This is a genomic window from Bacteroides sp. D1 (assembly GCF_000157095.2).
GTDB lineage: Bacteria > Bacteroidota > Bacteroidia > Bacteroidales > Bacteroidaceae > Bacteroides > Bacteroides xylanisolvens.
The window spans coordinates 1,037,846-1,050,278 of sequence record NZ_JH114350.1 but is presented as its reverse complement, the minus strand read 5'-3'; the positions used below and the strand labels follow the sequence as shown (position 1 = coordinate 1,050,278).

The 12,433-nt window shown below is 39.9% G+C and carries 10 protein-coding genes and 4 pseudogenes; 12 read left to right on the top strand and 2 right to left on the bottom strand.

Annotated elements, in window-relative coordinates; all coding sequences use genetic code 11:
* The 4 genes and pseudogenes from BSAG_RS24655 to BSAG_RS00880 all read left to right on the top strand — a co-directional run.
* The coding region (locus BSAG_RS24655; protein ID WP_008997694.1) for a transposase at positions 1-224 on the top strand (224 nt) is incomplete at its 5' end.
* A gap of 327 nt (positions 225-551) precedes the next feature.
* Positions 552-827 (top strand): annotated as a pseudogene (locus tag BSAG_RS00870) (hypothetical protein); the annotation flags it as partial.
* Positions 828-975: 148 nt separating this feature from the next.
* Positions 976-1,170: a hypothetical protein gene (locus BSAG_RS00875; protein WP_004317307.1), complete on the top strand. Its 195-nt coding sequence runs from the start codon at positions 976-978 to the stop codon at positions 1,168-1,170.
* A gap of 26 nt (positions 1,171-1,196) precedes the next feature.
* Positions 1,197-1,736 carry a hypothetical protein gene (locus BSAG_RS00880; RefSeq protein ID WP_232286462.1) on the top strand — a complete coding sequence of 180 codons (540 nt, stop codon included), beginning with the start codon at positions 1,197-1,199 and terminating at the stop codon, positions 1,734-1,736.
* Between the two features lie 126 nt (positions 1,737-1,862).
* On the opposite strand, the pseudogene BSAG_RS00885 reads toward BSAG_RS00880, so the two are convergent.
* Positions 1,863-2,147, bottom strand: a pseudogene (locus BSAG_RS00885) (TolC family protein); the annotation flags it as partial.
* Between the two features lie 23 nt (positions 2,148-2,170).
* Positions 2,171-2,842 (bottom strand): annotated as a pseudogene (locus tag BSAG_RS00890) (PDDEXK nuclease domain-containing protein); the annotation flags it as partial.
* A gap of 482 nt (positions 2,843-3,324) precedes the next feature.
* Here BSAG_RS00890 and BSAG_RS00895 point away from each other — a divergent pair.
* The 8 genes and pseudogenes from BSAG_RS00895 (at position 3,325) to BSAG_RS00920 (ending at position 12,330) form a co-directional block, all read left to right on the top strand.
* A complete protein-coding gene (locus BSAG_RS00895; RefSeq protein ID WP_004317301.1) occupies positions 3,325-5,034 on the top strand; it encodes a hypothetical protein in 1,710 nt (569 codons plus the stop codon).
* A gap of 156 nt (positions 5,035-5,190) precedes the next feature.
* A pseudogene (locus tag BSAG_RS26120) lies at positions 5,191-5,373 on the top strand (hypothetical protein); the annotation flags it as partial.
* A 3-nt stretch (positions 5,374-5,376) separates the two neighbouring features.
* Entirely contained in the window at positions 5,377-6,813 is a 1,437-nt protein-coding gene (locus BSAG_RS00900; protein ID WP_004317300.1) for a calcineurin-like phosphoesterase C-terminal domain-containing protein, read from the top strand.
* Positions 6,814-6,922: 109 nt separating this feature from the next.
* The gene (locus tag BSAG_RS25380; RefSeq protein WP_008024688.1) at positions 6,923-7,081 is read left to right on the top strand and encodes a hypothetical protein; all 159 of its coding nucleotides are present in this window, start codon (positions 6,923-6,925) and stop codon (positions 7,079-7,081) included.
* An 8-nt stretch (positions 7,082-7,089) separates the two neighbouring features.
* Positions 7,090-7,602 carry a GNAT family N-acetyltransferase gene (locus BSAG_RS00905; RefSeq protein WP_008024690.1) on the top strand — a complete coding sequence of 171 codons (513 nt, stop codon included), beginning with the start codon at positions 7,090-7,092 and terminating at the stop codon, positions 7,600-7,602.
* A gap of 580 nt (positions 7,603-8,182) precedes the next feature.
* Complete coding sequence (locus tag BSAG_RS00910) at positions 8,183-9,502, top strand: TolC family protein (protein ID WP_004317295.1); 1,320 nt, start codon at positions 8,183-8,185, stop codon at positions 9,500-9,502.
* 72 nt (positions 9,503-9,574) lie between these two features.
* Positions 9,575-10,609: an HlyD family secretion protein gene (locus tag BSAG_RS00915; protein WP_004317293.1), complete on the top strand. Its 1,035-nt coding sequence runs from the start codon at positions 9,575-9,577 to the stop codon at positions 10,607-10,609.
* A 107-nt stretch (positions 10,610-10,716) separates the two neighbouring features.
* The gene (locus tag BSAG_RS00920) at positions 10,717-12,330 is read left to right on the top strand and encodes a hypothetical protein (protein WP_004317291.1); all 1,614 of its coding nucleotides are present in this window, start codon (positions 10,717-10,719) and stop codon (positions 12,328-12,330) included.
* Positions 12,331-12,433: the final 103 nt, after the last annotated feature.

Here is a 12,433-nt window from a genome sequence, read left to right as displayed (position 1 = left end):
CACTATGGTATAATAAGATTGAAGAATATGGATACGATACATTCACAACAGTAGCAAACTCTATTGAGAATCATTATGAAAGGATTCTGAACTTCTTTGTGAACAGGAGTACAAATGCAGCAGCGGAAGCATTTAATGCTAAAATCAAAGCATTTAGGGCATCATTTAGAGGAGTAGTGGATATGAGCTTCTTCCTTTTTAGGCTAGCAAAGGTATATGCATGAAGGGAATTGACTAAACTTAATCCCCCAAGAATTACAACTGAGCCTATAAAAAGCGCTGTGACATTGCTATCATTGTATCAGCAGACAGCGATTTAATACCACCTGTAGAGCTGATAAGAGAATTTAACCCGTTACAAAAGGTCTATGTATATTTTCCTCCTAACAGATATTCATCTAATTTATCGAACCTAAGTGATGGCACACGTAAACTTGATGGCGCTTTTAATATATTCAAGAAACATATATTGCCCCAAAAAGTGCAGCTACCAAACGGATATGTAATAGAACGCCCGGATGAGTGGAAATAAGATTTTAGTTCGACCTATCTTGCCGTTCAAGGCACGAAAAGCTGTCTTCGAGAAATTGGAAGATATCGCCGATGTAGCTTCTATGTCTCCGGAAGACAGGGAGCGATACGACAATAGCGTCAAGGTGTACCGCGATTATTTGGTGACAATGGATGCAGCTGAACAAAAAGGGATAAAAGAAGGCGCCCAAAAAGCCCAACTACAAATAGCGCGGAACATGAAAGCCAAAGGGATAGACAACCAATCTATTGCCGAATGTACTGATTTACCTTTAAGCATGATCGAAGAGTTATAGAGTAATTAGACAAAAGAAGTTAAAAGCACTCATCAATCCACAATCAGCCACCCTCTCTTGCAAATATATTTGTTATTTTTGCGGAGTAATAACATTATTACGTTCCAAAACAGATATTTGGGGCATAGCTCTAAAGGAGACATTAATTATGGGAAACAGTTTAAAAAAACAGAAAGAAGCTTCATTGGCTGCTAACAACACCAAAAAGAGCAAAGGTGAGAGACTTGGATGGAAATCAATAAGCGAATATAAAACTGTGTCTCTCAAAAAAATTGTCGGAAACGGGAATCGTGTAAACGAAACAAATATTCCTGTAAATACAAGTATAAGACTTGTACCGTAATGCTGGATAATATAAGGCCTTATAAGATGATATTTATTCAAAAAGCGTCACCAAATGTTGGTGACGCTTTTGATTTTGCATATATTTATAAATTCTACTCAAACAGAAAAGATATCTGTCAAAGACTAAAATACATTGCCAGGGTTGAAGTTACCAATGATATTTTTGCCATCAAGTTTTATGCTGCCAGAGACAAAAAGCTCGATAATAAATATAACCGAATTCTCAAAATGCACAACTATACAGAAACTCTACGTATATTTATGACTTGTGCCAGCATTGTCCCTCTCATTTTACAAAAATTCCCACTAGCTTCATTTGTGATAAATGGTGCTCAAAGTTTAGATTTAGAATCTAACAAAATAGAAGGAAGAGCCAACAATCAAAGGTTCAGATTATACAAAAACATGGCTACCCAATTATTTGGTAAAGAACGTTTTGAACATTACGAATTTATAGAAATCAGTTCTTACCTGATGGTAAACAAAAAAGAGTGTTCTGATATAGAGAGAAAAAAAGACAGAATTAAAGAAACCCTTCTTAACCTATATGACATAGACAGCTAAAACAAAAGAGGTGAGTTCCCCTTCACAGGGTAGCCCACCTCTTTCTCTTCATACACAAACATTCAAATTATCAGGTTCCAGATGCTCGTCAATGTAACGGATGCCATCCATTTTAAACATACCTCCCTACATACGGCCGCCACCCAAAGCCTGATACAACGTAATCACACCCTGAATTTCGGTAAAGCGGTTCGCCACTTGTGACAGTTGCGCGTTGAGCAACGTCTGTTGTGCCGTCAGCACTTCCAGATAAGTGGTGTTGCCATGCTTCATCAACAGGCTTGTGCTCTTGGCGGCTGTTTGCAAAGAGGCTACCTGCTTGTCGTAGTAGTCGGCTTTCTCGCGGGCAGTCTGATACTGCACCAGTGCCTCGTTCACTTCCACACCTGCATTCAGCAAGGTTTGTTCGAACTTTTATGTAAAGGTTTGCATAACATTTCGAGAAGGAACTTTTCAATATGCTTAACCAACCCTAACTCTACATCTCTTTCGTTATATTCGTCAGTGAAAGTCAGCATATCAAAAATATAGGGGTCTTTTAAGGTTTCTTTTACCTGCTTGGCTTGTATTTCCGGGAGAGTGGAATCGAAGTTGTTTGCCAATGCCCCGTAAGTATGGTAGTAGTCCTGATTGATAGCTTCAATTAAGAAATTACGACTCCATCCACTCTTCAAACATTGAATCATGTACCAATAGCGGGCTTTCAGGTCTTTTACCCGTTGTATTAAAGTGATGTTGTGTGACCAGCTTAACTGTTTTATCGGAAGAACACAATTTGACATTTCTAATTTGGCAACCACTGGTTGCCAAATTGTAAGCTCTTGATTATATTCTTTATGAAACTGAATCATACACCTGCAATTTCGTGGAGAAAAGCCCTTCACTTTCGGATAATCATTCTTCAGATCATTGGCAAGCTGTTCAAGTGCATTGTTCCCCCATCCTATCTGTTTCTGGCTTTCACAAAGAAGTTTGCCGATGTCCCAATACATAGAAAGCATTTCTTCATTAGCGGAATAAATCGCTTTTTTCTGTGCGAGTGCCACCCGTGCTTTGACTTGTTTAAGCAAAGCAGCGTAGTTAAATATACTATTTTGAATTTCCATTTATTATTTTTCGTTTTAGATAAAAAACACTATAGGTTATTCCTATCCAAGCATCATTCAGCCGATTGCCCCAAAACAAAGAGACCTTCCTTGGTAATAGAGTGGCAAATATAATGATAATTGAAGCATTACGGATGCACTATCCGATAAATTTGCCTGCCTTTTCCGTCATACCACCACTTTGTCACGAGTGCAAATTTATATTTATCCAGTTGGACGCTACTCCAGTAGTCACGAAAGATTTCCGCAGGAACACCATTCTCGCTTGGTCAAAGAATAAAAAACAGAAGTTTGTAACTATTACCACATAAAGATTAAATGAATATTTAACGAACTATTGTTTTAATGAGGATGTAATCCTATTGAAATAAAAAAAATCTTACTTTGTAGCATGATAAAAAAACAAAAAGAGCAATTGTTTTAATTTCATATTATCTAATAGAGGATTAATACTATTTATGTATCATTAAAATATCAAAATTATGGACACGAAAAATTTATTTCGATTATTATTTTTAGTGTTAGGATATTGCCTGACGATGACTTCATGTTCTGATGACAGTAAAACTGACTGGAATCTGGCCCCTTCATTAATAACTCGTTCAGTGGTAACGCCTGACTTCGATTGGGAAAATGCCGATTGGATGCCAACTCCTGCAGGATATGCACGAATACCGGTTCCTTGGATTGGAGCAGGGAGTTTGTCTTCATTTTATGAAACAGATATACTTAATGATTACAAATCTTTTGATGGGTGGGAGATGCTTTACAACGCTTTTAGTTCAGAGGCTTCTAGTATAGTAAATAATCCTTTCTTTGTATTATATAATAAGTATCGAGGTACAATGAGAATATATTTATATATAACAACACCTTTCGTAGCAACTTCTTCTTATATACAAAATGGTATTTCTGTTATTTCTGCCAAGGAAACATCTATTTTAAATTTTTTAGGACAGCCAGTCCTAGATGCAGTGGCAAAAGATCAGAAAAGCTACGTACAACTACAGCCCGCCCCTATTGATGGTTCAATGCCATTAGCTACTAACAGATGGTATATGATGGAATATGAATTGGCTTATGATCAAAATCTTTCTTCTATTCCTTATAATGAAATACGATTTAATTGGTTTTTGAATTACTATAGTGTTTCTAAAATATACTTAGATGGAAAAATGGAAGGAAAGCTTAATGCCATTCTAGGTCAAGGAGCAGTAGATCATTCAAATAAAATGGGAAACATATTACAATCTGATGAATTAAAATCAATAGGGACTGGAATTTTGGCTGGAATTGGACTAAATTCTTTAGAGAGGAACAAAATATCCGATGCTAAAGATGGACAATCAAATAATAAGTTAGGGCTAAAAAATGGGATTTTTAATGCGTTATATAATGGAGTGAGTTCTGCATTAAAGGGATCTACGTCTGGTCTGCCAGGACTTATAGTTGGATTTGTTAGTGGAATTGTGGGTGGAAGCAGCAATAAAGGAATAAATCCTCCAGTAAATTATCAATTGATGACTACAATTTCCTTGTCAGGTACAAGCACAAATAGCGGAGCATTTCCTTCAATGCCAATTTCATTTTGGTTACCAGGAACAGAAAATGTTATAAATGCAACAGGTTATGTTCCATTATATAATAAAATACTGGGAGTCGTGAATTTTAAAGGAAAGCCAGAAATAAAATCTCACGAACAATACTATGAATATCAAGGAGTTGATCCTGAATATGGTGATTATATCAATGAAGTTCATCGCATTGTCTTTGATACAAGTAAAGATTATTCACCTTACTTAGAATTTAATCCAGAAGTAAAGGCCATTGCCGATATACATATAACAAATCAAGAAATCGTTTTATATTATAACAAAGAGGTTTTATGTAGATCTTTAAAGACATCGTATAATAATGAAAAATATACTTATTGGGAAGAGGGAGTTTATACAAATCACTGGAATACAGATTGGGCTAATTTTAATAAATATGCCGGAGATGTTTGTGTACGTTTTTCCATCAAAATACAACCTAAAAATGGTGCGCCAGTTTCTCATATAATAAAAACATTCAAATTAAAGGAAAATCGCACTTCTGAAGAGTTGGAGTCAATGCCTAATTATTTAAAGCCTAATTACAACGATTATAATTTAGAAAAAGATTATCATCTAATTTTAAAACCTAAAAAATAAAAACATGAAATAAGTTCCGAGTTCTTTGCCCACTTGTTGAAAGGATGAAACACGTTTTGCTCCTAGTGTATATATTACAAGTCACCCTATACAACAGGACAAAAATTACATCGGTCTACCCAGCGGTTATCAAAGAACACTTCAACGACTACATCAGCAGTGAAAAAGGAAGAAGTGAGCCGGGAAGTTGCTACATCCAACATGGCACACATTTTGGATTGTGCCAATGTGATGTGTTTCGACGATAACAGCAAGTCTTTCGAAGAGGCTGTAAAGTCGGCAGACGAACCGGAAGAGATTATCGCATTATTCAATCAAGTCACTCTAAGAAAGTTATAAGCAATGAAAAAAGTATATAATAGAAATATGCTGTTTGCGGCAATCTTATGTCTCCAGCTAAATGTTGTTGCCGCTTTTGGTCAGACTGTTGTGAAAGGCAGTGTGAAAGATAACACAGGTAAGCCTGTCAGCGGTGTAGTAGTAACTGACGGTGCGCATTTTAAAACAACCGACGCGCAAGGAAACTATGTTTTGAACACCGATCCGGCACGTTATCCGATGGTTTACATCTCTACTCCGGCAGACTATGAGCTTCCTTCCAAAGAGGGTGTAGCCGACGGCTTCTATCAATATTTGGATGCGAAGAAAAGCGAGAATCAGTGCAACTTCGTTCTGACCAAGCGGCAGAAGCCGGCGGATGAATTTGTATATATCGCCATTTCCGATCCGCAAGTGAGGAACGAGAAACAACTGAACCGCTTCCGCACAGAAACAGTGCCCGACCTGAAACAGACTGCCGACTCGCTAAAGAACTTCGAAATCGTTGGTATGGGACTGGGCGACCTTGTGTGGGATGCCATGAACTTATATGCTCCTTACCGGCAAGCCGTCTCTAATTTAGGTATCACAATGTTCCAACTAATGGGAAACCATGATTTCAACCTGCTCTACAAATCCATGACACAGACGGATCATCCGGCAGACGGATATGGGGAACAGAATTATTACCACTCGTTCGGTCCGGCCAACTATTCATTCAACATTGGAAAAATCCATGTAATCGCAATGAAAGACATCGACTACGATGGTAATAAGAAATACACGGAACGATTCACGCCGGAAGATCTGGACTGGTTGAGAAAAGATTTAAGTTATGTGCCCAAAGGAAGCACCGTATTCCTGAACGTACACGCTCCGGTAGCCAACAACACGGTGTCTGCCGGTGGAAATGCACGCAACGCCAACGCGCTTTTCCAACTATTAAGACCGTATCAGGTTCATATTTTTTCGGGACACACACATTTCTATGAGAATCAGCAACCTGCGCCTACTATTTATGAACATAATATCGGAGCTGCCTGCGGTGCATGGTGGGCAGGACACGTGAACCGTTGCGGAGCGCCGAACGGTTACCTGGTGGTAGAAGTGAAAGGTGACGATGTGAAGTGGCGTTACAAAGCGACAGGCTGTTCTCCCGATTATCAGTTCCGGCTCTACAAGCCGGGAGAATTTGAAAGCCAGAAAGACTATGTGGTAGCCAACATCTGGGATTGGGACAGAACATATACAATAAACTGGTACGAAGACGGAGTATTGAAAGGTGTCATGCAGGCTTTTGATGATGAAGACCAGGATTACATCAACATGGTGAAAGGAAAGAAAACCGGCTATCATACACGGCATCTTTTCCGGGCACAGCCTGCGAAAGGTACGAAGTCTGTCAAAGTGATGGTTAAGAATCGTTTCGGAGAAGTATTCACGAAAGAGGTAAGATTGTAGGTTTTTCCGGAGAAACATAAATAAGCATTCTTTGGCAGAAACTATTTGGAACTAAGGAAGAAATGGACTATCTTTGCAAGAGTATTCACGTAAAAAAGGAAAAAGTAATATGGCAAGACCAATTAAAGAAACCCCGATACTCTTTGGTGAAGATGCCAAACGTTTCCTGGCATCAATGCAGAATGTTAAACCTGCTTCCCAACAAGAAAAGCAGCGGGTCAAAGCTGCATATGAGAAATTAAAGAAAATAGCAACGTTTATGATGTGACTTCCTTGATGAGACTGATTAAGATTGAAGACACAGAGAATATAAAGCCATTCAATTGCGGAAACGACGATTTGAATGGCTTTTTGTTGGAAGACGCCCGCTTTTACCGAGAGAAGTTAATTGCCAATACCTTTATTATGGAAGATGATGATGAGACAATTGCTTTCTTCAGTTTGCTGAATGATAAAATATCCCAGACAACTATAGATAAAAACTATTGGAGAAAACTTCGCAAGGCATTTCCGCACAGAAAGCACCTTGGAAGTTATCCCGCTGTGAAAATCGGTAGATTAGGTGTAGCAACTTCCCATCGTGGTGAAGGAATTGGTACCGATATTATTTCTGCAGTAAAACAGATGCTTATCAATCGCCAGTCTGTATCAGCAACTCGTTTTCTTACAGTAGACGCATATCTGTCAGCAGTTCCTTTTTATGAAAGAAATGGCTTTCATCCCCTTATAAATCAACCTTGTGAGGACACTCTTCCTATGTATTTCGACCTTATACAACTTATCGAATAACCTCATATTCTCTCCAAGTTTCTCCTATCAGAAACACCTAACCGGAGCATTGGTAGACCTTCAAAACTACTCCGGTAGATATGAGGGTATTTACTATAACATTCATAATCAATCATTTAAATTCAGGGGCAAAGGTACACGTTTTCTATGGCTTACCAGTAGACTTAATCAGAACAAAACCGGCTCTTTTCAGAACAACCCTCTCTTTTCTTTGTATTAAAGTTCCATAACCTTGACAATCATGAATAACAGGGCATGCATATATGAACTTACGTTCATGGGATGAGACTACTTTCCTCTACCCAACATACCATTCGACAATCGTTAAAAAACATTATATTTAGACATCTATAAGGTTACAACTTACCTGTTTTTTTTCATAATTTCGCAAATCCAAAATAGAAAACAGGTATTAAGATGAAACTAAGATATTATCAAATCGACATTCGTTACAAGAACAAAATGCATGACTTTCACGGTTGGGGTGTGGCAGTGCAAATTTGATAATTCGGTCTTCACTACAGAGAATTTACCATAGAAAATTCAAACTTCTACTATTAATTAAATTTCATTTCACTTTATGAGCAAAAAAAGATGGCTCATAGTGCTGCTATACGCCGTGCTATGTAGCCAAAGACTGTTTGCCCAGACGCTTGACAGGAGAGTTTTGGGCATTAACGAAATGTTCCGTCTGGCAGACGAGAACAGTCAGAGTATTCAAACGTATAAAACGGGGGAAGAGGCAGCCAAAGAAGCTTTGAAAGCTGCCAAGTCACAACGTTTACCGGACATAGAGGCTTCACTCTCATTCAGTTACCTGGGTGACGGATATTTGTGGGACCGTGATTTCAAAAACGGGCAAAACATTCCTATGCCGCACTTCGGCAATAACTTTGCTTTGGAGGCGCAGCAAGTGATTTATGCCGGTGGAGCCATCAACAGCAGCATTACTTTGGCAGAACTCGGGCAGCAAATGGCTGCATTAGACTGGCAAAAGAACCGTCAGGAAATCCGCTTTCTTCTGACCGGCTATTATCTGGATTTATATAAATTGAATAACCAGTTGCAAGTGTTACAAAAAAATCTGGACCTGACGGAACAGGTGATCCGCAATATGGAATCACGCCGTACGCAGGGAACAGCTTTAAAGAATGATATCACCCGTTATGAATTGCAGAAAGAGACGCTTAAACTGCAACTGGCAAAGGTGCAAGATGCCTGCAAAATTATGAATCACCAACTGGTGACTACGCTACACCTGCCCGCCGGAACAGAAATCGTCCCTGATTCTACCTTGTTGGATGAGGAAGTGAAAGCACTGGCAGAAAACGACTGGCAAATGATGGCGGCCCAAAGTAATGTCGGCCTGCAACAAGCCCAACTGTCTGTACAAATGAGCGAGCAAAAAGTAAAACTGGAACGTTCGGAACTGCTTCCCAAAATTGCTCTTGTAGCCGGAGAGCATTTGGACAGTCCTATCACGATTGAAGTCCCGGTACTAGACAACAACTTCAATTACTGGTATGTGGGTGTCGGCATAAAATACAACCTTTCTTCTTTATTCAAAAATAACAAGAAAGTACGTCAGGCAAAATTGAACGCACGCAGGGCACAGGAAGAATATTTATTGGCACAGGAACAAATAGAAAACGGAGTTCAGGCAAATTATGTCAACTTCCTCACTTCTTTCACCGATTTACGTACGCAGGAGAAAAGTGTGGAACTCGCCGACCAAAACTATAACGTAATCAGCAACCGCTATAAAAATGATCTCGCTCTGCTCACCGATATGCTCGACGCCAGCAACATGAAACTAAGCGCCGACCTCGGTCTGGTCAATGCACGCATCAACTTGATATACAGTTACTATAAAATGAAATATATCACACATACCCTATAGATTTTACGATTAGACAATTTGGATTGTAAATTAAGAGAATGAAATTACTTACTGTTTAAAATATAAATGATTATGATAGCTAGAAAAACCCAGAAGATTATATATAATATTGTGATAATCTGTCTTCTTATCGGTAGTGTCACCTATGTTTGTTCCCGGTTCATTCACCTTGGAAACATTGAATATACTGATAATGCGCAGGTGAGACAACATATCACGCCAATCAACACTCGTGTTCCGGGGTTCATCAAAAAAATCTGTTTCGACGAATATCAACAAGTACACAAAGGCGACACGCTCCTTATCATCGAAGATACCGAATTCCGCCTCCGTATGGCACAGGCAGAAGCCGATTTAGCCAATGCTACCGCAGGAAGACAGGCCACTACCATTGGCATCGCCACTACTCAAAACAACTTGAGCGTGAGCGACGCAAGCATTGAGGAAGTACGTGTACAAATGGAAAATGCAAGACGCGAACTGAACCGTTTCGAAAAGTTATTGCAGGAAGATGCAGTGACTAAACAACAATATGACAACGTACATACAGCTTACGAAGCAGCCAAAGCCCGTTATGAACAGGTGTCACGAGCTAAATTGTCTACCTCTTTAGTGAAAAGCGAGCAAACCCATCGTTTAGGACAGAATGAGGCAGGTGTCCGCCTGGCAGAAGCTGCATTAGAGCTTGCCCGTCTGAATCTTTCCTATACAGTTATCATTGCTCCATGTGACGGTACCACAGGAAAGAAAGAAATTTTGGAAGGCCAGCTGGTACAGCCGGGACAAACCATGGTCGACATCGTAGACAGCAGCGACCTGTGGGTAATCGCCAATTATCGCGAAACCCAGCTTCCGAATATCAAGGAAGGCGCAGAAGTGGAAATTACAGCGGATGCTGTGCCAAACATAACATTCAAAGGAGTAGTAGAGTCTATTTCCGACGCAACAGGAGCGGCTTTCTCTATGATTCCACAAGATAACGCCACCGGTAATTTCGTCAAAGTGGAGCAACGTATTCCCGTACGCATCAGTCTGAAAGGAAACAAACCGGAAGATTTGAAACGGATGCGTGCAGGCTTCAACGTAGAATGTGAGGTGAAGTACTAACCGCTTCAACCCTTTATCGTTTTAATTATCGTTTTAATTATTGCTTTAATTATAAATTGCTTAATTATTGCTTTAATTATCGTTTTAATTTTTAATCTTTAATTTTTATGAGTGCTCCTGTTCTGAATGGTCCTTTCGTTATGCCAATGTTCCGCAGCTTCGTGCCGCGGAAGATGCAGCCGTGGATTTATCTTTTCATTGCCGTCACTTTCCAATTATCGGGCGGTGTCTATCTGGGTGCATTGAATCAGATGATCGGCAGCATGGCACTGATGCGTGAGGATATTTTAATGTGCATGTACGCTAATCTGGCAGGTATGGCAATCTATTTCCCGTTATTGTTTCGCATGAAGTTTCGTTTTACCAATAAAACCCTACTCACATCGGCAGCACTGGGAGTTTTACTCTGTAACTTGATAGCTCCACATATCACCTTCCTCCCACTGTTGTGGCTGATCTGTTTCATCGAAGGAATGTGCAAAATACAGGGAACTTTTGAATGTATGTCCAATATTCAGTTATGGATGACTCCCAAACGGGATTTCACGGTTTTCTTTCCCTGGCTTCATATTGTAATTCTGGGAAGTATTCAGCTGTCCGACCTGATTACGACTTATTTAATGTATCACTACCACTGGACATATATGAATCTGTTCATCGCCGGATTAATGCTAATCGTCCTGCTGATTCAGTTTACTTGTGTGAAACATTTCAGGTTCATGCGCAAATTTCCCCTGTTCGGTATCGACTGGCTGGGTGGAGTGCTCTGGGCCGCCTTATTAGCGGAAATCGCCTTCCTCTTCAACTACGGAGACTGGTACGACTGGTGGAACAGCCCGGTAATCCGCCAACTGACTATCGTGATTTTCATCACTCTGGCTATTTGTATTTGGCGTATGATGACAATCCGCCATCCTTTTCTCGAACCGAAGATGTGGACTTATCGCCACTTTTGGTCCTTATTAGGACTAGTCACATTAGTGGAAGCATTTCTTGCAACCGAGCATGTATTAGAAGAAGTCTTTTACGAAGAAGTGATGAAATATGAAGAACTGGTCAGTTCACAACTCGACTGGTTTGCCATTATCGGTATCGTTTGTGGTTGTGTATTCTCTTATTGGTGGATGCACATCAAACAATACAACTATGTGCGCTTGATTATTGTCGGCTTCCTTGGGCTGATCGGCTATCTGATCGGTTTTTACCTGACTCTATCTACTGATATACATATTTCACAGCTCTACCTGCCAACGGTGTGCAGGGGATTTGCCTATGCCGTCTTGAGTGCCACCTTCATGGTGTGTCTGGAAGAAACCATGACGTTCCAGCATTTCTTCCAGGGATTAAGTGTATTCAATATGCTGCACATGGTAGTTGGCGGTGTGTTGGGTTGTGCAGTCTATGCGCAGGGATTGGCTTATTATGTTCCCGACAATCTGGCACGTTACGGTTCGGCCATCGACCATGTGTCTTTCAGCAGCAGCCCGTTCAACATCGGTCATTATATGGAAGAATTTATCAATCAGATGATGGAAATAAGCATCAAGCAAATTTATGGATGGGTGGCTTATGCCTGCATCTTCCTTTTCCTATTATTATTGCTTTATGATTTTCCGGTTCGCCGTTCATTAAAAAGCATGCCAAGTTGGAGAGAGGTAGCCCGCGAAGTAAAGAATACATTTTGGCGGACAACGCATACACCGTCCGGAAAAGAGAAATAGAAGATAACCTATTGACCAGATAGCACTACATCATAAAACGGATCGTTCATACCGATTCATTACGAAAACCAACTTTCGAAAAGAATCGGTATAAACGATCCGT

Bases quoted from the DNA above. Each gene is read 5' to 3' on its own strand.
- BSAG_RS00875 (WP_004317307.1), top strand. From the start codon at position 976: ATGGGAAACAGTTTAAAAAAACAGAAAGAAGCTTCATTGGCTGCTAAC.
- BSAG_RS00880 (WP_232286462.1), top strand. From the start codon at position 1,197: ATGATATTTATTCAAAAAGCGTCACCAAATGTTGGTGACGCTTTTGAT.
- BSAG_RS00895 (WP_004317301.1), top strand. From the start codon at position 3,325: ATGGACACGAAAAATTTATTTCGATTATTATTTTTAGTGTTAGGATAT.
- BSAG_RS00900 (WP_004317300.1), top strand. From the start codon at position 5,377: ATGAAAAAAGTATATAATAGAAATATGCTGTTTGCGGCAATCTTATGT.
- BSAG_RS25380 (WP_008024688.1), top strand. From the start codon at position 6,923: ATGGCAAGACCAATTAAAGAAACCCCGATACTCTTTGGTGAAGATGCC.
- BSAG_RS00905 (WP_008024690.1), top strand. From the start codon at position 7,090: ATGAGACTGATTAAGATTGAAGACACAGAGAATATAAAGCCATTCAAT.
- BSAG_RS00910 (WP_004317295.1), top strand. From the start codon at position 8,183: ATGAGCAAAAAAAGATGGCTCATAGTGCTGCTATACGCCGTGCTATGT.
- BSAG_RS00915 (WP_004317293.1), top strand. From the start codon at position 9,575: ATGATAGCTAGAAAAACCCAGAAGATTATATATAATATTGTGATAATC.
- BSAG_RS00920 (WP_004317291.1), top strand. From the start codon at position 10,717: ATGAGTGCTCCTGTTCTGAATGGTCCTTTCGTTATGCCAATGTTCCGC.